The organism is Micromonospora sp. NPDC049203, from assembly GCF_043197215.1.
Classification (GTDB): domain Bacteria; phylum Actinomycetota; class Actinomycetes; order Mycobacteriales; family Micromonosporaceae; genus Micromonospora.
The window spans coordinates 897,547-916,024 of record NZ_JBICSV010000001.1; the positions used below are offsets into that span (position 1 = coordinate 897,547).

Sequence of the window (18,478 nt, forward strand, 5' to 3'; positions counted from 1 at the left end):
GTGGCTGTCCGCTAGCCGCTGTCCTCGACAGTGAAAACTCGCCCGCCGCGAGGCGGGCACCCGCAGGATCGTCGAGACCGTGTGGCAGCGGTGCGGCGAAACCACGACAGCCACCCGACCCCCGGGGTGCCGGCCCAGTCCAGCCGGCCCGCGCGCGAGCGCGGAAGCCCCGGGGGTCGCTTTTTGCCTTCCGGAGGATGCCGTGTCCATGCGTGAGCTGGTGGTGCTCGGTACGGCCAGCCAGGCCCCGACCCGGCAGCGCAACCACAACGGCTACCTGCTGCGCTGGGACGACGAGGTGATCCTCTTCGACCCGGGCGAGGGCAGCCAGCGGCAGATGCTGCACACCGGGATCACCGCCACCGACCTGACCCGGATCTGCGTCACCCACTTCCACGGCGACCACTGCCTCGGGCTGCCCGGCATGATCCAGCGGCTCTCGCTGGACCGCGTACCCCGCCCGGTGGCTGTGCACTTCCCGGCCGGGGGCGCCGAGTACTTCACCCGGCTGCGGCACGCCTCGAGTTTTTACGAGACCGCCGATCTCGCGGTCGAGCCGGTCGACACCGACGGGCAGCGGTTCGCCCTCGGCGTCGGCACGCTGGAGGCCCGCCGGCTGCGGCACCCGATCGAGACGTACGGGTACCGCCTGGTCGAGCCGGACGGCTGCCGGATGCTGCCGGAGAAGCTGGCCGCGTACGGCATCGCCGGTCCGGATGTGGGGCGGCTGCTGCGCGACGGCCACCTGGACCTCGACGGGCGTCGCGTCAGCCGGGACGAGGTGAGCGTGACCCGGCCGGGGCAGCGGTTCGCCTTCGTGATGGACACCGGGCTCTGCGACGGCGTGTACGCGCTGGCCGAGCACGCCGACCTGCTGGTGATCGAGTCGACGTTCCTGGAATCGGAGGCGGCGCTCGCCGCCGAGGTCGGGCACCTCACCGCCGGCCAGGCCGCGCGGGTGGCGACCGAGTCGGGGGTACGCACGCTCGTGCTGACCCACTTCTCCCAGCGGTACGCCGACCCGCGCCGCTTCCACGACGAGGCCCGGGAGCACTTCGCCGGCGAGCTGGTGATCGCCGAGGATCTCCAGACGGTGCAGGTGCCGCCCCGGCGGGTACCGTCGCCCCGGTGACGATCTCCCTACGTTCCGCGACCGAGGCCGACCTGATGGCGGTCGGCGCCCTGCACCAGCGCTCCCGGGTGGCGGCGTACTCGTCGTTCCTGCCGCCCGAGGCGCTGACCGACCCGACGCCCGCGGCGATGGGCCGCTACTGGGTGGAGCGGCTGACCTGGGAAGGCGCTGACCACCGGATGACGGTGGCCGAGCGGGACGGGCGGCTGGTGGGGTTCAGCTACCTCGGGCCGGACGACGAGGGCGATCCGGCGACCGGGCTGCTCAACGCGATCCACCTGGAGCCGTCCGAGCGGGGCCGGGGCACCGGCCGGGCGCTGATGGTGGACGCGCTCGACGCGATGCGGGCACGGGGGTGGACCCGGGCGGCGCTGTGGGTGCTGCGGGACAACGCCGCCGCGCGCCGCTTCTACGAGCGTGGCGGCTGGGCCGCCACCGGTGAGCAGCGGGACGAGCACATCGGCGCGGCGCTCGTCCCCCAGCTCCGCTACGCCCGCCTGGTGTAAGGAAGGGCCCCCTATTAACGCCTCCGGTAGAGGAAGGGCCCCTTGTTAACACCGGGTGTTAATAGGGGGCCCTTCCTTACAACGCGGAGGGTCAGCGGGCGCCCAGGTGGGCCAGCAGGTCCTGGCGGGTCAGCACGCCCTTGGGCTTGCCGTCGACAAGCACCAGCGCCGCGTCCGCCTTCTCCAGCAGCCCGACCGCCTCGCTCACCGGCTGGCCGCCGCCGATCATCGGCAGCGGCTCGCCCATGTGCCGCTCGATCGTGTCGTGCAGGTGCGCCTGGCCGGTGAACAGGGCGTCGAGCAGGTCCTTCTCGGCGATCGAGCCGGCCACCTCACCGGTCACCACCGGCGGCTCGGCCTTCAGCACCGGCAGCTGGGAGACGCCGTACTCGCGCATGTAGTCGATCGCGTCGCGGACCGTCTCGGTCGGGTGCACGTGCACCAGCTCGGGCAGGCCACCGGGCTTGTCGGCGAGCGCGTCGGCGACGGTCGGCTCGGTGCCCGATTCGTCGAGGAAGCCGTACCGGGCCATCCACTTGTCGTTGAAGATCTTCGACAGGTAGCCACGGCCGCCGTCCGGCAGCAGCACCACGATCACGTCGTCCGGGCCGGCCTTGCGGGCCACCTCCAGCGCACCCACCACCGCCATGCCGCAGGAGCCGCCCACCAACAGGCCCTCCTCGCGGGCCAGCCGGCGGGTCATCTCGAAGGACTCCTTGTCCGACACCTCGACGATCTCGTCGGCGATCTGCCGGTCGTACGTCTCCGGCCAGAAGTCCTCGCCGACGCCCTCGACCAGGTACGGACGGCCGGTGCCACCCGAGTAGACCGAGCCCTCCGGGTCCGCGCCGATCACCCTGACCCGGCCCTCGGACGCCTCCTTGAGGTAGCGGCCGATGCCGGAGATGGTGCCGCCGGTGCCGACGCCCGCGACGAAGTGGGTGATCTTCCCCTCGGTCTGCCGCCACAGCTCCGGGCCGGTGGTCTCGTAGTGCGAACGCGGGTTGGCCGGGTTGCTGTACTGGTTGGGCTTCCACGCGCCGGGGATCTCCCGGGCCAGCCGGTCGGAGACGTTGTAGTAGGAGCGCGGGTCCTCCGGCGCCACGGCGGTCGGGCAGACCACCACCTCGGCGCCGTACGCGCGCAGCACGTCCTGCTTGTCCTGGCTGACCTTGTCGGGGCAGACGAAGACGCAGCGGTAGCCCCGCAGCTGGGCCACCAGGGCCAGCCCGACACCCGTGTTGCCGCTGGTCGGCTCCACGATCGTGCCGCCCGGCCCGAGGATGCCCGCCTTCTCGGCGTCCTCCACCATGCGCAGGGCGATCCGGTCCTTGACCGAGCCGCCCGGGTTGACGTACTCCACCTTCGCCAGCACGGTGGCCTGGATGCCCTCGGTGACGTTGCGCAGGCGGACCAGCGGGGTGTTGCCGATCAGCTCGACGACGTTGTCGTAGTACTGCACCTCGTTGTGCCCTTCGTCGCGCCGCCGTCGTGGGGCGGTCGGTCAGCCGTCAGTTCGCCGACCAGCGTACGTGCCCTCAGGGCACCACATGCCCCGGGATGACGGAGCTGCGACGCGTCTCCCACTCCAGGAACCGCTCGGTCTCGGCGAGCACGCTGCCGGCCAGCCAGGTGACCATGACCGCGTCGTCGGCCAGCCCGAAGATGGCCAGTGGGATCTCCGGCAGCAGATCGATCGGCGAGACGATGTACGCCGTCGCCCCGGCCATCAGCGCCAGGCGCAGGCCACCGTCGTACTCGCCCCGGGTGGTCGCGCGGATCATCCGCGGCAGCGCCGCCAGCCGGGCCCCGAGCGACGGCCCGCCCCGCGTGCCCGCCGCCAGCGCCCGGGCCAGCGCGGCGAACGCGGCGCTGCGCTTCAACGTCTTCCCCATGATGTCGCCCCTCTCCGCTCGACCATGGTGCGGCCCGGTGGCAAGTCCGCGCCCGCTACCCCACCGGTACCCATTCCGGGCGTCGCCCAGCCATCCGATCACGGACAGCAGTGGTCGTACCGGCGCGATACTGTCGGCTCATGGGGGACGCTGGTTCCGTCGCGCCGGTCCGCCGGCAGCGCGCCCGGCAGATCGTCCGCCTCGCGGCGGTCGGCACGGGCGCCACGGTCGCGGCCACGCTCGCCACCGGCGGGGTGCTGCTCGGCCAGGCCCGGCAGGCCCGCCGCACCATCCCGATGGCCCAGGCCCCGCCGCCTCGCTGCGACGGCGTCTACGGGGCGAGGCTGCCCGGCCCGCCGATCACCATGGTCGTCCTGGGCGACTCCTCCGCGGCCGGCTACGGCGTGCACAGGCGCCGGGAGACGCCGGGTTCGCTGCTCGCCACCGGGCTGTCCCGCCGGCTGCACCGGCCGGTCCGGCTGCACCGGTTCGCCGTGGTCGGCGCGCTGTCGTCCGGTCTGAAGCCGCAGGTCGAGTCCGCCCTGGAGGTCGAGCCGGACGTGGCGGTGATCCTGGTCGGCGGCAACGACGTCACCAACCGCACACCGTTCCCGGTGGCCGTGCGCTACCTGGTCGACGCGGTCCGCACGCTGCGGGCAGCCGGCTGCGAGGTGGTCGTCGGCACCTGTCCCGACCTGGGCACCATCCGGCCGATCCAGCCGCCGCTGCGCTGGCTGGCCCGGCGCTGGAGCCGCCAGCTCGCCGCCGCGCAGACGGTGGGTGTGGTCGAGGCCGGCGGCCGTGCCGTCTCGCTCGGTGACATGCTCGGGCCGCGGTTCGCCGCCGACCCCGGGCGGATGTTCGCCTGGGACCGATTCCACCCCTCCGCCGAGGGGTATGCGATAGCCGCGGCGGCGTTGCTGCCCACCGTGCTGTCCGCGCTGGGCGCGGTCCCGGAACGCAGACCTGTCCTGCCCGGCGTGGAAGGCGTACGGTCGCTCCCGGAGGCCGCTCACCAGGCGGCCCGGCACGCCGGCACGGAGGTCAGCGGCACCCAGCTGCGGGGTCGCGACCGCGGGCCGGGCGGGCGGTGGGCGCAGCTTCGCCGGCGGGCCTTCTTCGGCGTCGGCGCGGTGCCACCGACCGGCAGCGCCGCCGACTCGGCAACGCTGGAGGGAACGGCATGAGCGAGCGAATCGGCCGGCTCAGCGCGAAAATGCCTCATGGCGGCACGGAGCGAAGCGGAGTGACGGCATGAGCGAGCGCAGCGAGCGAATCGGCCGGCTCAGCGCGAAGGTGCCTCATGGCGGCACGGAGCGAAGCGGAGTGACGGCATGAGCCAGCGCGGTGAGGTGGCCCGGTGGGGCCGGGCGGCGGCCCTGTCGCTGCTGGCCGGCACGGTGGGCGGCGCGGCGGTCCTCGCCGGCCAGGCCATCGCCGCCCGCAGCCGGGAGTACGCCCAGCCCGAGCTGGGCCTGATGCTGCGCGCGACGGTCGGACGCGCCGACGCCCCGCCGCTGCGGCTGGTGCTGCTGGGCGACTCGTCGGCGCTCGGCGTGGGCGTCGACCGGTTCGAGGACACCATCGGCGGCCAGCTCGCCAACCTGCTCGCGGAGGGGCCGGCCGGCCGGCGGGTGCAGTTGTCGAGCGTCGGTGTCTCCGGCTCGCGCGCGACCGACCTGGCCACCCAGGTGGCGCGGGCACTGCTCGGCGAGCGGCCCGACGTGGCGGTGGTGCTGATCGGGGCGAACGACGCGACCGCCATGGCCCGGCCCGGTGACGCGGCGGCCTATCTCGGCTCGGCGGTACGCCGGCTGCGGGAGGCCCACGTCGAGGTGGTCGTGGGCACGTGCCCGGATCTCGGCGCGGTCCGCGCGGTCGCCGCCCCGCTGCGCCAGGTGCTCGGCTGGTCGGGACGGCGGATGGCGCGGGCCCAGACGGCGGCCGTGCTGGACGCCGGCGGCACCGTCGTCGACCTGGGCACCGAGACCGGTCCGGTGTTCCGCGCGGACGCGGGCACGCTGTGCCACGACGGCTTCCACCCGTCCGCCGACGGCTACCGGGTCTGGGCGCACGCCCTGCTGCCGGCCGTCGAGGCCGCCACCGCTGTCGCGTTCCGGCACCACAGGCGACCGCCCACGGGGTGACATTTCCCGCCCGCCTCGCGGCTTCCCGCGCATGTTACTAGCGCGTTAACGTTGGCTCATGCCGATTGAGTCGCCCCGCGACGCCGTCATCGTCGCCACCGCCCGGTCCCCCATCGGCCGCGCGTTCAAGGGTTCCCTCCGCGAGGTCCGCCCGGACGACCTCGCCGCCACGATCGTCCAGGCCGCCCTCGACAAGGTCCCGGCCCTCGATCCCACCACCATCGACGACCTCTACCTCGGGTGCGGTCTGCCCGGTGGCGAGCAGGGCTTCAACATGGCCCGGGTGGTCGCCACCCTGATGGGGCTGGACGGCCTGCCCGGCGCCACGCTGACCCGCTACTGCGCGTCCTCGCTCCAGACGACCCGGATGGCGATGCACGCGATCCGGGCCGGTGAGGGCGACGTGTTCGTCTCCGCCGGTGTGGAGATGGTCTCCCGGTACGCCCGGGGCAACTCGGACACGCTCCCGCCGGAGGCGCAGGCGCTGGTCGGGGGCGGCTGGGAGAACCCCCGCTTCGCCGAGGCGCGGGAGCGTTCCGCGGCCCGCGCGAAGGGCGGAGCCGAGGTGTGGACCGATCCGCGCGAGGCCGGTCAGCTCCCCGACATCTACCTCGCCATGGGTCAGACCGCCGAGAACCTGGCCCAGGTCTACGACGTGACCCGCGAGGACATGGACGCGTTCGGCGTCCGCAGCCAGAACCTCGCCGAGAAGGCGATCGCGGACGGCTTCTGGGCCCGCGAGATCACCCCGGTCACCACGCCGGACGGCACTGTGGTCAGCACCGACGACGGTCCGCGTGCCGGGGTGACACTGGAGGCGGTGGCCGGCCTGAAGCCGGTGTTCCGCCCGGACGGCCGGATCACCGCCGGCAACTGCTGCCCGCTCAACGACGGCGCCGCCGCCGTGGTGATCATGAGCGCGCAGCGCGCGTCCGAGCTGGGGCTCACCCCGCTGGCCCGGATCGTCTCCACCGGTGTCACGGGGCTCTCCCCCGAGATCATGGGTCTGGGCCCGGTCGAGGCGTCGAAGCAGGCCCTCAAGCGGGCCGGCATGACCATCGACGACGTCGACCTGGTCGAGATCAACGAGGCGTTCGCCGCCCAGGTGATCCCCTCGTACCGGCAGCTCGGCATCCCGGAGGAGAAGCTGAACGTCGCCGGTGGCGCGATCGCCGTCGGCCACCCGTTCGGCATGACCGGCGCGCGAATCACCGGCACGCTGCTCAACGCGCTGGAGTGGCACGACAAGACCATCGGTCTGGAGACCATGTGCGTCGGCGGCGGCCAGGGCATGGCGATGGTGCTCGAACGACTGAACTGAGACCGGTTCGCCGGGGCACGGGCCGGGTACGGGAGGCCGCATGGCGACCGTCGTGGAACGTGAGCGCAAGTACTCCGGCGACGAGGGTTTCCGGCTGCCCGACCTGACCGGGTGCGGTGGCGTCGTGACCATGTCCGACGCCACCGTCTCGGATCTGGACGCCGTCTACTGGGACACCGACGATCTGCTCCTGCTGCGCAGCGGGCACGCGCTGCGCCGGCGTACCGGCGGGCACGACGCGGGCTGGCATCTCAAGGTGGGCGCGGTCGGCGGTGCCCGGGTCGAGCACCGGTTCCCCGCCGGGGCGTCCGACGACGGCCCGCCGCCCGAGCTGGTCGCGCTGATCCGGGCCGCGTCGCGCGGTCGCCCGGTGGCCCCGGCGGCCCGGGTCGTCAACCGCCGCCGGGAACGCGGGCTGCTGGACGCGGACGGCCGGGTGCTGGCCGAGGTGGCCGAGGACGACGTCCGGTCCGAAGACCTCGTGGACGGCACCGAGCGGGCCTGGCACGAGATCGAGATCGAGCTGGTCGAGGGCGACGAGGGTCTGCTCGACGTCGTCGGCGAGCGGCTGCACGCGGCCGGCGCCCGGGACGTGGCGGTCAGCAAGTCGCACCGGGCCGTCGCCGCCCGGATCGAGCGCTTCGACGACCAGGAGCCGGACGGTCCGGCAGGGCAGGTCCTCGCGTACGTCCGGGCGCAGCGGGACGCGATCGTCGGCAACCACGCGGCCGCGTACCAGGGGGACGAGGACGCGGTCCACGACATGCGCGTCGCGACCCGCCGGTTGCGGGCGACGCTGCGTACCTTCCGGGGCCTGTGGGACCGCCGGGAGAGCGAGACGCTCCGGGCCGAACTGCGCGGGCTCGGCGGCGAGCTGGGCCGGGTCCGTGACACCCAGGTGATGGCCGTCCGGCTCACCGACGCGGTGCACGAGTTGCCGGACGAGCTGGTGCTCGGCCCGGTGGCCGCGCGGATCCGCGAGCGGTTCGCCGCCGACCTGGCCGAGGCGACCGCGGCGCTGCGGTCGGCGCTGGACGCCGACAGCTACCCCGCCCTGCTGACCCGTCTGGACCGGCTGGCCGACGGGCCGCCCGCCGACGTGGGCCGGCGCTGGGTGGAGCGCAGGGTCCGCCGCGCGGTACGCCGCGCCGACCGGCGGCTGGACCGGGCGCTCGCCACCACCGGGCCGGCCGGTGACGCCGCGTTGCACGAGGCACGCAAGAAGATCAAGGCCGCCCGGTACGCGGTGGAGGTGCGCGAGCCGGCCGCCGGCAAGCCTGCCGCCCGTCTGGTGAAGCGGTTCAAGGCGCTCCAGAATCTGCTCGGCACCCACCAGGATTCGGTGGTGACCCGCGAGGCGCTCCGGCGGCAGGCGCTCCAGGCGTACGCCGACGGCGAGAACACGTTCACCTACGGCCTGCTGCACGCGCGGCAGGCCGAGGCCGCCGGCCACGACCGCCCCGCGGTCCTGCGGGCACGCGATCGGGCCCGGCACCGCAAGGTACGCCGCTGGCTGAAGCGGGGCTAGAGGGCGGTGCGGGTTCGGGTCACCGCGTCGGTGGCGGTGACCAGGACGGGCTCCGGGGGCGCGGCGCGCGTGAGGTCGGCGGTGACCACTCGGAGCTGGTCGGGCAGCGCCAGATCGGCGGGGAGGCGGGGCACGTCGCGGCGCGGCTCACCGGCCGCGTCGGCGGCCAGGTCGGCGATCTCCTGGACCAGCTTGTGCACCAGGTCGGCCCGGGACACGTTGCCGCCTTCGGCCTTGGCCGACCAGCGCGGTTGCTGCCAGTGCCCGACCTGTCGGACCAGCAGGGCCACCGCCCGGTCCAGTTCCGCTGCGCTCATCGCCGCCGAGTCTACGGTCAGCGGCGTACGTAGCTGAGCAGGCGGAGGATCTGCCAGTACAGGAAGATCAGCCCGACCAGCAGCCCGAAGGCGCAGTACCAGGCGTAGCGGCGGGGCAACCGGTTCGCGGCGGACCGCTCGACCAGGTCGAAGTCGAGGATGAAGCTGAGCGCGCCCGCGATGATCGCCACCACCGAGAACAGGTACGGCAACCAGCCCACCCGGTCGCTGAGGCTGTACACGACCGCCCCCTGCCGCCCGGTGAACAGGTATGCGACCAGGTTGACCAGGCCGATCGCCACGATCCCGACGAGCGTGCCGATGACCAGCCGGGCCAGGCGCGGGGTGGCGCGGATCAGCCGGGCCCGGTAGAGCACCGCCATGCCGAGGAAGACGCCGAACGTGCCGACCACCGCCTGCGCCACGATGCCCGGATAGACCAGCTCGAAGGCGCGGCTGGCCACCCCGAGCAGTAGCCCTTGCAGAACGGCGTACCCGACGATGACCGGAGGGCTGGTGATCTGCTTCAGTGAGATGACGAGCACCAGGGCGAGGCTGGCCAGCGCGCTCCCGGCGAGCGCGGCGGTGATCCACGCGGCCTGCGGCACCACCACCCAGGACACCGCCGCCGTGACGCCGGTGACCAGCAGCAGGCCCACGGTCCGGCTGACCACGTCGGCCACCGTCATCGTGCCGGCGGTCCCGACCCCGAGCACCTGCCGCTCGGCGCGGCCGACGTCGTCCAGCCGGTCGAGCACCGGGTTGGCGCTGCGCACCGTGACCACCTCCCGCCCACGTACCCGGATCCCACTCTGCCCCGGGCGGCCCGGCGGGGACGGGGAAACGGCGACGCCCGCCGCCGCGGATGCGGCAGGCGGGCGTCGTCGGGGAGGGCGTGATGTCAGTCGTCGCCCTGGAAGTAGCTGAGCAGCCGCAGGATCTCGATGTAGAGCCAGACCAGGCCCACCACGATGCCGAATGCGGCGGTCCACGAGTAGCGCTGCGGGAGGCCCATCCGGACCCCCTCCTCGATGTCGGCGAAGTTGAGCACGAAGCTCAGCGACGCCACCACGATGCAGACCAGGCTGAAGCCGATCGCGAGCGGGCTGCCGTCACGCAAACCGGTGTTCACGCCGAACAGCGCCAGCACCAGGTTGACGAGCATCACGCCGAACAGGCCGGCCATGATCGCCACCATGATCCGGGTGAACTTCGGGGTGGCCCGGATGATCCGCGCCTTGTAGATCATCGCCATCAGGAAGAACACGCCGAACGTGGCCACGACCGCCTGGAGCACGATGCCGTCGTAGAGCGACTCGAACGCCTTGCTGACCATGCCGACGAAGACGCCCTCGATGACCGAGTACGCCACGACGAGCGCCGGGTTGGCCATCCGGGAGAACGAGATGATCAGGCCGAGCACCAGGCCGACCACCGCGGCGCCGATCCAGGCCACGCCGACGAGCGAGTCCGGCACGAGCACCCAGGCCGCAGCGGCCGAGGCGCCGAGGATGGCGAGCATGAGGACCGTCTTGACGACCACGTCGTCGAGGGTCATCGGGGTCACGGTGGGCGGGGCCACCGGCTGGCCGTAGCCGCCCGGGTAGGGCTGGGCGTAGGGCTGCTGGGGGTACTGCTGCGGGGCGTACTGCTGCTGCGGGTACTGCTGCTGGGGGTATCCGGGCTGACCGTACGGCCCGGGCTGGGCGTACCCGGCCGCCCGCTCACGCTCTGCCGCCTGGCCGAGCCGGGCGAGCACCGGGTTCGAGGACTTCACTTCTCAGGCCTCCCTCAGGGGGTCGATCGCACGAAAGACGCGCTACTCCAGGGTAAACGTGGCCGCAATCGCGCGTGCTACGCCTAGCTGTGGGAAACCTGAGAGTTCGGGTGCCCGGGGCGGGGGTCGAACCCGCACGCCTTGCGGCAGCCGCTTTTAAGGCGGCCGTGTCTGCCGTTCCACCACCCGGGCGGGTGACACCGGCGCGTCGACACGCGGCGGTACAGATCTCACCGTAGCGGCTCGGCCGCGACGCGGCGTACCCCGACGGGTGCGGCCGTTATGGTCGAGGCCGTGACCAGCGCCGCCCGCCCGGCACTCCGGCCCGGCCGCCGCCGGGCGGCCCGGCCGGCGGCGGGCACGCGGCGGGTGACGGCGGCCCTCCGGCGGCATCGCGCGGACCTGCTCGCGGGGTTGGCGTTCGTCGCGTTCGCCGGCTGGCTCACCCACGGCCTCTGGCCGGCGCCGGGCACGCGTGTGCTCGCGCTCAACCCGGCCGACCAGACGCTGTACGAGTGGTTCCTGGCGCTGGACGCGCGCGCCCTGCGCGGCGAGCTGAGCCTGGTCACCGACCGGCTGAACGCGCCGGACGGCGTCAACCTGATGGCGAACACCTCGGTCGTGGCGCTGGGCGTGCTCTTCGCCCCGGTCACCCTGGGGTTCGGGGCACCTGTGACGTTCGCCCTGCTCGTGGCCGTGAACATGGCGGGTACGGCGCTCGCCTGGTATCTGCTGTTCACGCGTGTCCTGCGGGCCCGCCGGCTCGCGGCCGCACCCGGTGCGGCGCTGTGCGGCTTCGGGCCGGGCATGGTCTCGCAGAGCAACGGCCATCTGCACATGACCGCGCAGTGGCTGGTCCCGGTGCTGGTCTGGCTCGTGGTCCGGCTGCTGCGCGCCGCCGACCCGGCCGGTCGCCCGGACGGTCCGGACCGCCGCCGCATGGCCTCCTCGACGGCCGGGCTCGCCGCCGTCGTCATCGTGCAGGTCTTCGTCGGCGAGGAGGTGCTGTTCCTCGCCGCGCTCACCCTGGCGGTGGTCACCATCGCGTACGGGCTGGCCGACCGGGACCTGGTGCGCCGGGCCGGTCGCGGCTTCGCCGGTGGGCTGCTCGCCGCCGCCGGGCTGGCGCTGCCGGTGCTGGCGTACCCGCTGTGGGTGCAGTTCGCCGGCCCCCAGGGCGTCGCGGACGGCATGTTCCCACCCGCCTACTTCTCCGCCGACCTGATCGCCTGGACCCGCCTCTCCGCGCTGTCGGTGTTCGGCAGCCCGGAGGCGGTACGGCTCACCACCGGCCCGGCCGAGTTCACCTCGTTCCTGGGCTGGCCGCTGCTGCTGGTCGCCGTCGGCTGCGCGGTCTGGCTGGGCCGGCGCGCACCGGTGGTGGCGCTCGTGGCCGGCGCGCTGACGATGGCCGCGCTCGCGCTCGGCCCCGAGGTGGTGGCCGGCGGGGAGCGGACCGGGATCCCCGGCCCGTACGCACTCCTGGCCGGGCTGCCGCTGGTGGACGGCGCGCTGCCCACCCGGTTCGCGCTCGCGGTGCTGCCGCTCACCGGCACAGTGCTCACCCTCGCCGTGCACCGGGCGCTCGGCGAGTCCGGGCGGGCCCGCCGGGTCGTCCCGGTCGCGGTCGGCGCGGCGCTGCTCACCGTCCTCCCCGCGCCGCTGCCCACCATGGACCGGCCGCCGCTGCCCGAGTTCGTCACCGGCGGCCACTGGCGGCAGTGCGTACGCCCCGGCGGCGTGCTGGTGCCGGTGCCCACCGCCACCCCGCAGGACCCCTGGCCGATGCGCTGGGCCACCGCCACCGGCGTCGCGTTCGCCATGCCGGAAGGCTTCTTCATCGGCCCGTACGGCCGGGACGGCTCGGCCACCATGGGCACCTGGCAGCGGCCCACCTCGGCCCTGCTCGCCGAGGTGGCCCGCCGGGGCGTGGCGCCCGCTGTCGGTGACCGGCAACGCCGCCAGGCCGCCCGGGACGTGGAGTTCTGGCAGGCCTCGTGCGTGGCGGTGACCGACGACGCCCCGCACGCGGAGATGCTGCGCCGCACCCTGGAGCAGCTCTACGGCCCCGGCGTCCGGCTCGCCGACGCCTGGACCTGGCGGTTCTGACCCCCGGTGACGGCGAAGGGCCCCTCCCATAAGGGAAGGGCCCTTACGCGAGACGCGTCAGACGCGCGCCGGGACCTGCGGCGCGGACGCCTCGGCGAACTCCTCGCGCGGGTCGTGCAGCTGGCCGAGCGCGACCACCTCACGCTTGAGGAAGAACGCGAGCGTCCAGTCGACCACCACACGCACCTTGCGGTTGAACGAGGGGATCCGCGACATGTGGTACGTCCGGTGCATGAACCAGGCCGGCCAGCCGGTCATCTTGATGCCGTAGACCTGCGCCACGCCCTTGTGCAGGCCGAGGCTGGCCACGCTGCCGGCGTGCTTGTGCTTGTAGTCGACCGGCTCGCGCCCGCGGATCACGTTCGCGATGTTGTCGGCCATCCGCGCGGCCTGCCGCACCGCGTGCTGGGCGCTCGGGGAGCAGAAGTTGCCAGGCTCCTTGGTCAGGTCCGGTACGGCGGCGCAGTCACCGGCGCTCCACGCACCCTCGACCACCCGGTCGCCGTCCACGATCTGCAGGGTCGGCCGGCAGGTGACCCGGCGGCGCTCGTCGCGCGGGAAGTCAGTCGCGTCGAGCATCGGCGACGGCTTCACACCGGCGGTCCAGACGATGGTGTCGGACGGGAAGCTGTCGCCGTCGGAGAGCTTCACCACACCGTCGACGCAGGACTCCAGCCGGGTGTCCAGGCGGATGTCCATGTCGCGCTTCATCAGCTGCTGCACCGTGTAGGCGCCCATGTCCCGGTCGACCTCGGGCAGCACCCGCTGGGTCGCCTCGACGAGCACCCAGCGCATGTCCTCGGGCTTCAGCTCCGGGTAGTAGCGCAGCGCGTCCCGGGCCATGTCCTCCATCTCGGCCAGCGCCTCGATGCCGGCGTAGCCGCCGCCCACGAAGACGAACGTCAGCGCGCGGCTGCGTACCGCCGGGTCGGTGGTGGAGGCCGCCACGTCGAGCCGGTCCAGCACGTGGTTGCGCAGGAAGATGGCCTCGCCGATGGTCTTGAACCCGATGCCGTTCTCGTGCAGGCCGGGGATCGGCAGGGTGCGGGAGACCGAGCCGGGGGCGACGACCACGTGGTCGTACTGGATCTCCCGGGCCGGGCCGCTGATCGGCTGCACCACGGCGGTCTTGCGGTCGTGGTCGATCCGGGTGACGGTGCCCGCCACCACGGTGCACTTGCGCAACTCCCGCCGCAGCGGCACCACAGCGTGCCGAGGGGAGATGTTGCCCGCCGATGCCTCCGGGAGGAACGGCTGGTACGTCATGTGCGGCTGCGGGTCGACGACGATGACCTCGGCCTCACGCCTGTTCAGCTTCTTGGACAGGCGCAGAGCGGCGTACAGGCCCACGTGACCGGCACCCACGACAAGGATCCGCTTCGGGTTCACGTCATCTATCTTTCCCCGGGGTCCCCGGGTAATCCCGCGCGAGACCCCCTTCTGTGACGGAGCACAACCCGTGTGACCTGCGCAACGTCACCGGAACGCAGCGTCACCGGCGTCGCAGCAGCCACCCCAGCAGCGCGCTCAGACCCACCGCCACCAGCAGCCCCACCGCTGTCACCGCCTGCGAGCCGTCCGTCCCGCCCACTCCCCCGAGCCACGCCAGCACCACGCCCAGCACGGCGCTGGCGAGCACCACGCCGCCCGCCCGGCCCAGCCACCGCAGCACCACGTCCGGGTCGATCAGGCCGTCGTAGGGCAGCAGCGCGGCGAGCGCGCAGAGCGAGTGCGCCAGGTAGAGCAGCGTCGCCACGGCGAGCAGCCGCCACAGCGCCGGCGGCCGGTCGAAGCCGAGCGTGGCCAGCAGCCAGCCGCCGACCGTGACCAGCGCGGTGAACGTCGGCCAGATCCGGCGCGGCCCGGCCGCCGGCAGCACCGCGGCCACCGTCAGGGCCAGCAGCGAGCGGGAGGTGAAGGCCTGCACCGGGTACGCGAGCAGGAAGCCGGCCAGCACGGTGAGGAAGATGCCGCCGCGTACCAGCAGCGGCAGCGGGCTGACCCGGGCGGCGGCGTACCGCAGGGCCCGCACCCGCTCGACGACCGCGTTCACCGGGCCCGCCTCTCGTTCACCGCAACCCCGCCTTCGGGGCGGTCGCCAGCCGGGCCACGTCGCGCAGCACCTCGTCCAGGCTGCCGGAGCCCGCCCAGCGCACCACCGGCACCCCGTGCTCCCGGAGCTGGCCGATCATCGTGTCCCGGTCCAGCCGCCATAGCCGGTACGCCACCTCGGCCCAGCCCCGCTCCTTCGGCACCGGAAGCTCGGCCGGCAGCGTGTCCACCGCCACCACGAACCGCCCGCCCCGGGCCAGCCGGGCCAGCATCTGCGCGGACCGCTCGTCGAGCAGCGGGGTGAGCACCACCACCAGCGCGTCCGAGGAGAGCACCTGCGGGCCGAAGACCTGGTCGTACGGCTCGTGCGGGGACGAGTCGGCCTGCACGTCGAGCAGCCACTCCAGCACTGTCAGGTACTGCCGCCGCCCGGTGGCCGGGCGCAGCCGGCGGGCGGACGGGCCGTACTCCAGCATCGACACCCGGTCGCCGCGGTGCAGGTAGTGCTCGGCGATCGCGGCGGCGGCCCGGACCGTGGTGTCCAGCACCGACGCGGTCCCGTTCACGCCGCCGGAACGGCCCGCCTCGGCCAGCACGTCCAGCAGCACCACCACCTCGGCGTCCCGGTCCGAGAGCGTCGACGCGACGTGCAGCTGCCGGGCCCGCAGCGACACCCGCCAGTCGATCCGGCGCAGCCGGTCGCCGGGCGCGAACACGCGCACCCCGGCCAGTTCGCCGCCCTCGCCCGGCCGCCGCGAGCGGTGCGCGCCGACCAGCCCGGCGGCCCGGGGCATCGCCTCGACCGCGTCGAACGGTTCGGTACGCGGATAGACCCGGGCCCGGATCGGCTCGGTGATCACCGCGCGGGAGACCAGCAGCCCGTCGGCGGCGGCGACCCGCACCCCGGCCGGGCCGATCGGGTGCCGGCCCCACCGCAGCGCGGTGCCGGTCAGTTCCAGGTCGACGGCGCTGCCCCGGGGTACGGAGGTGACGAACGGCCGGTCCGCGCCGCCGGAGCGGCTCACGTCCAGCCCGGTGCCGCCGAAGCCCACCTGCTCCACCCGCAGCCAGCGCGACATCCGGGTGCGGACCACCGCCAGGTCGTACCCGATCAGGTCGGGGTTGGCCACCGCGACGGTGGCGGCCATCGGCGCGCCCTCGACCAGGTGGGTGTCCGCGACGCCCAGTTCCAGCTCGGGCAGCCCGGCGGGACGGCGGCGCAGGGCGTACGCGGTCCCGAGCGCGAACGGCGTGGCGAGCACCACCAGGTCGATGCGGCCGAGCAGGACGGCGACGACGAGCAGCACGCCGGTGAGCAGCACGGCCCGGCCGAGCGCCCAGGTGGGCGCCCAGCCGTTCGCCGCGTCGGCCCGGTCCATCAGCGTCCGGCGGCGTAGCTGGGCAGCGCGCCGCTGGCCGGGGCGGGCGTGGACTCCAGCACCTCGCCGACCACGAAGGACGGGTCGACCCGGCGCAGCCACATCTCCGGACGCAGCGTGATCCGGTGCGCCAGCGCGGGCGCCGCCACCGCCTTGACGTCCTCCGGCACCACGTAGTCCCGGTTGGCGAGCACCGCCCGTACCCGGGACAGCAGGAGCAGCGCCAGCGAGCCGCGCGGGGACGCGCCGACGAGCACCGACGGGTGCTCCCGGGTGGCGGCGGTCAGCGCCACGATGTAGCGGCCGATCGAGTCCTCGACCACCACGTCCTCCAGGGCGGCCTGCATGGCGCGCAGCGTGGCGGCGTCCACCACCGGCTTGATCTCGGCCTCCTCGCGGCGGCGGGCGATCCGGCGGCGCAGCACGTCCCATTCCTCGTCGTGGCTGGGGTAGCCGAACGACACGCGCAGCAGGAACCGGTCGAGCTGCGCCTCCGGCAGCGGGTACGTGCCCTCGTACTCGATCGGGTTGGCGGTGGCGAGCACGTGGAACGGCTCGTCCAGCCGGTAGGTCACGCCCTCGACCGAGACCTGCTTCTCCTGCATCGCCTCCAGCAGGGCCGACTGCGTCTTCGGCGGCGTCCGGTTGATCTCGTCGGCGAGCAGCAGGTTGGTGAAGACCGGCCCGGCCCGGAACGCGAAGTCGCCGCTGCTCTGGTCGTAGAGGAACGAGCCGGTCACGTCGGCGGGCAGCAGGTCCGGGGTGAACTGGAGTCGCCGGAAGTCCAGCCCGAGCGCCTGCGCGAAGCACCGCGCGGTGAGCGTCTTGCCCAGGCCGGGCAGATCCTCCAGCAGCACGTGACCACCGGCGAGGATGCCGGCCAGCACCAGCTCCAGCGCGTCGCGCTTGCCGACCACGACGGTGCCGACCGCCTCCAGGACGGCCCGGGCGAGCCGGCCCACCTCGGCGGGGGCCATGCTCCGGTCCACGTCGTTCATCAGATCTTCTCCAGTTCGGCGACGATCGCCGCGAGGTCGCGCGGCGACGGAGGGCGGCGGACGGGGGTGGCGAGGAACGTCCACAGTGGTTCGCCCAGCACCGACCGGGCGCGGTCCGGGTCGGACTCCCGGGTGACGCCGTGGCGCTGGCGCAGCCGTTCGTCGGCCAGCTCGCCGAGGCGGGGCAGGATGCGCTCGTTGAACCGGTCCCGGTTGTCGGCACACCAGTCCAGCGGGCGTTCCCAGCCGTTGATCGCGGCACGCAGCGCGTCCCGCGCCGACCAGTTCCAGGTGCCGGGCTCCTCGCCGGCGGGCGCGCGGGCCCCCGCGCGGGGCGGCGGCGGAGGTGAGAGCGTGGTGGTGACCCGGCGTACGGCGAGCACCGCGAGCACCCCGGCCGCGATGATCCAGACCGGCATCTTCAGGCCGACAGCGCGCAGCCCGACCACCACCACGACCACGATCGCGGCGGTGACAGCGGCGGTCCGCAGCAGCAGCCGGGCCCGGCCGCCGCCGGAGGGCCGGGTCTCCTCCCCGGCGGGCTCCTCGCCGAACGAGAGCAGGTCGTCGATGCTGCTGCTCACGACGCCTCCCCCGCCGCCAGGCTGGTCAGCTCGCCGCGCAACCGGCGCAGCGCGGCACGGGCCTGGTCCCGGGTGTGCTCGTCGACCGGGTGCGTGGCGTACCGGGCCTCCCGGTAGACGTGCGCGAAACCGTCGAGCACGTCGGCGCTGGCGATCGCCGGGATGCCGGCCGCCGGGTCGCCGCGCAGCAGCCGCGCCACCAGGTCGGTCGGTGTGTCGCCGGTGTGCCGGGGCACGCCCGCGTCCTCGGCGGCCTCCTCCAGGCGTACCCAGCAGGCGATGACAGCGGTTCGCGGGTCGGTGGAGCGGTCGTCCAGTTCGACGAGTCCGGCGTCGAGCGCGGCCACCACCTCGCGGGCGGTCCCCTCGGCGGTACGCCGGGTGCGCCGCACCGGCACCGCGCGGGTGGTCCGCCGCAGCGCGCCCCGGAGCACGTTCCACAACACGTACCCGATGGCGGCCAGCACCGCCGCGAACAGCAACGCCACGGCGGCGGTGGCCAGCCAGTCGGGCACGCCGCCCGAGGTGGGCTCGCCGACGTCGCGCGGCTCCACGGGGATCGACGGCACGGCCTCCGGCGACGGGTAGTCCGGCACGTACGGGATGGTGTCGGCGGCGGGCGGGATCCGGCTGGCCCCGATGGCGGAGTGACCGGCGGCGAACGCGGCGAACGCGAGCAGCACCGTCACCGCGGCGACCGGCCACCACCTGCGCAGTACGCCGAAATCCATCC

18 protein-coding genes and 1 tRNA gene are annotated in these 18,478 nt (G+C 74.0%); 7 read left to right on the forward strand and 12 right to left on the reverse strand.

Going from position 1 to position 18,478, the window contains the following annotated elements:
• The first annotated feature begins 202 nt into the window (after nucleotides 1–202).
• Both ACGFIA_RS04190 and ACGFIA_RS04195 read left to right on the forward strand, forming a co-directional pair.
• Nucleotides 203–1,132, forward strand: a complete 930-nt coding sequence (locus ACGFIA_RS04190; RefSeq protein ID WP_357381715.1) for a ribonuclease Z — start codon at nucleotides 203–205, stop codon at nucleotides 1,130–1,132.
• Nucleotides 1,129–1,638, forward strand: coding sequence for a GNAT family N-acetyltransferase (locus ACGFIA_RS04195; protein WP_357381713.1), 510 nt, complete (start codon nucleotides 1,129–1,131; stop codon nucleotides 1,636–1,638). Before ACGFIA_RS04190 ends, ACGFIA_RS04195 begins: the two co-directional genes overlap by 4 nt.
• A gap of 91 nt (nucleotides 1,639–1,729) precedes the next feature.
• Here the strand turns inward: ACGFIA_RS04195 and ACGFIA_RS04200 are convergent, their stop codons facing one another.
• Together ACGFIA_RS04200 and ACGFIA_RS04205 are read right to left on the reverse strand one after the other, a co-directional pair.
• Nucleotides 1,730–3,100 (reverse strand): cystathionine beta-synthase, encoded by a 1,371-nt coding sequence (locus tag ACGFIA_RS04200; RefSeq protein ID WP_357381711.1) that lies wholly within the window; start codon nucleotides 3,098–3,100, stop codon nucleotides 1,730–1,732.
• A 76-nt stretch (nucleotides 3,101–3,176) separates the two neighbouring features.
• Nucleotides 3,177–3,533, reverse strand: coding sequence for a YkvA family protein (locus ACGFIA_RS04205; RefSeq protein ID WP_357381709.1), 357 nt, complete (start codon nucleotides 3,531–3,533; stop codon nucleotides 3,177–3,179).
• A 140-nt stretch (nucleotides 3,534–3,673) separates the two neighbouring features.
• Between ACGFIA_RS04205 and ACGFIA_RS04210 the strand changes: the two genes are divergently transcribed.
• The 4 genes from ACGFIA_RS04210 to ACGFIA_RS04225 all read left to right on the forward strand — a co-directional run bounded on the left by ACGFIA_RS04210 (nucleotide 3,674) and on the right by ACGFIA_RS04225 (nucleotide 8,529).
• Nucleotides 3,674–4,720, forward strand: a complete 1,047-nt coding sequence (locus ACGFIA_RS04210; protein WP_357381707.1) for an SGNH/GDSL hydrolase family protein — start codon at nucleotides 3,674–3,676, stop codon at nucleotides 4,718–4,720.
• Between the two features lie 147 nt (nucleotides 4,721–4,867).
• Nucleotides 4,868–5,680: an SGNH/GDSL hydrolase family protein gene (locus ACGFIA_RS04215; RefSeq protein WP_357470184.1), complete on the forward strand. Its 813-nt coding sequence runs from the start codon at nucleotides 4,868–4,870 to the stop codon at nucleotides 5,678–5,680.
• A 58-nt stretch (nucleotides 5,681–5,738) separates the two neighbouring features.
• Nucleotides 5,739–7,001: an acetyl-CoA C-acetyltransferase gene (locus tag ACGFIA_RS04220; protein WP_357381703.1), complete on the forward strand. Its 1,263-nt coding sequence runs from the start codon at nucleotides 5,739–5,741 to the stop codon at nucleotides 6,999–7,001.
• A 40-nt stretch (nucleotides 7,002–7,041) separates the two neighbouring features.
• Nucleotides 7,042–8,529, forward strand: coding sequence for a CHAD domain-containing protein (locus ACGFIA_RS04225; RefSeq protein ID WP_393258474.1), 1,488 nt, complete (start codon nucleotides 7,042–7,044; stop codon nucleotides 8,527–8,529).
• On the opposite strand, the gene ACGFIA_RS04230 is transcribed toward ACGFIA_RS04225, so the two are convergent.
• The 4 genes from ACGFIA_RS04230 to ACGFIA_RS04245 all read right to left on the reverse strand — a co-directional run bounded on the left by ACGFIA_RS04230 (nucleotide 8,526) and on the right by ACGFIA_RS04245 (nucleotide 10,815).
• Nucleotides 8,526–8,846, reverse strand: coding sequence for a hypothetical protein (locus ACGFIA_RS04230; protein ID WP_357381699.1), 321 nt, complete (start codon nucleotides 8,844–8,846; stop codon nucleotides 8,526–8,528). The two genes, ACGFIA_RS04225 and ACGFIA_RS04230, sit on opposite strands and share 4 nt — an antisense overlap.
• 17 nt (nucleotides 8,847–8,863) lie before the next feature.
• Nucleotides 8,864–9,622 (reverse strand): Bax inhibitor-1/YccA family protein, encoded by a 759-nt coding sequence (locus ACGFIA_RS04235; RefSeq protein WP_357381697.1) that lies wholly within the window; start codon nucleotides 9,620–9,622, stop codon nucleotides 8,864–8,866.
• A gap of 125 nt (nucleotides 9,623–9,747) precedes the next feature.
• Nucleotides 9,748–10,623: a Bax inhibitor-1/YccA family protein gene (locus tag ACGFIA_RS04240; protein WP_357381695.1), complete on the reverse strand. Its 876-nt coding sequence runs from the start codon at nucleotides 10,621–10,623 to the stop codon at nucleotides 9,748–9,750.
• Nucleotides 10,624–10,734: 111 nt separating this feature from the next.
• A tRNA-Leu gene (locus ACGFIA_RS04245) sits at nucleotides 10,735–10,815 on the reverse strand.
• 90 nt (nucleotides 10,816–10,905) lie between these two features.
• Here ACGFIA_RS04245 and ACGFIA_RS04250 point away from each other — a divergent pair.
• Nucleotides 10,906–12,732 (forward strand): hypothetical protein, encoded by a 1,827-nt coding sequence (locus ACGFIA_RS04250; protein ID WP_393258479.1) that lies wholly within the window; start codon nucleotides 10,906–10,908, stop codon nucleotides 12,730–12,732.
• Between the two features lie 57 nt (nucleotides 12,733–12,789).
• On the opposite strand, the gene ACGFIA_RS04255 is transcribed toward ACGFIA_RS04250, so the two are convergent.
• The 6 genes from ACGFIA_RS04255 to ACGFIA_RS04280 all read right to left on the reverse strand — a co-directional run bounded on the left by ACGFIA_RS04255 (nucleotide 12,790) and on the right by ACGFIA_RS04280 (nucleotide 18,476).
• The gene (locus ACGFIA_RS04255) at nucleotides 12,790–14,121 is read right to left on the reverse strand and encodes an NAD(P)/FAD-dependent oxidoreductase (RefSeq protein ID WP_357381691.1); all 1,332 of its coding nucleotides are present in this window, start codon (nucleotides 14,119–14,121) and stop codon (nucleotides 12,790–12,792) included.
• A gap of 103 nt (nucleotides 14,122–14,224) precedes the next feature.
• Nucleotides 14,225–14,785: a hypothetical protein gene (locus ACGFIA_RS04260; RefSeq protein ID WP_357381689.1), complete on the reverse strand. Its 561-nt coding sequence runs from the start codon at nucleotides 14,783–14,785 to the stop codon at nucleotides 14,225–14,227.
• Nucleotides 14,786–14,801: 16 nt separating this feature from the next.
• Nucleotides 14,802–16,163 carry a DUF58 domain-containing protein gene (locus tag ACGFIA_RS04265; RefSeq protein ID WP_393258483.1) on the reverse strand — a complete coding sequence of 454 codons (1,362 nt, stop codon included), beginning with the start codon at nucleotides 16,161–16,163 and terminating at the stop codon, nucleotides 14,802–14,804.
• Nucleotides 16,163–17,161, reverse strand: coding sequence for a MoxR family ATPase (locus ACGFIA_RS04270; protein ID WP_114919471.1), 999 nt, complete (start codon nucleotides 17,159–17,161; stop codon nucleotides 16,163–16,165). The genes ACGFIA_RS04265 and ACGFIA_RS04270 overlap by 1 nt, the downstream gene beginning before the upstream one ends.
• Nucleotides 17,161–17,745 (reverse strand): hypothetical protein, encoded by a 585-nt coding sequence (locus ACGFIA_RS04275; RefSeq protein ID WP_357381683.1) that lies wholly within the window; start codon nucleotides 17,743–17,745, stop codon nucleotides 17,161–17,163. The genes ACGFIA_RS04270 and ACGFIA_RS04275 overlap by 1 nt, the downstream gene beginning before the upstream one ends.
• A complete protein-coding gene (locus tag ACGFIA_RS04280; protein WP_393258488.1) occupies nucleotides 17,742–18,476 on the reverse strand; it encodes a DUF4129 domain-containing protein in 735 nt (244 codons plus the stop codon). Before ACGFIA_RS04280 ends, ACGFIA_RS04275 begins: the two co-directional genes overlap by 4 nt.
• Between the last annotated feature and the right edge of the window lie 2 nt (nucleotides 18,477–18,478).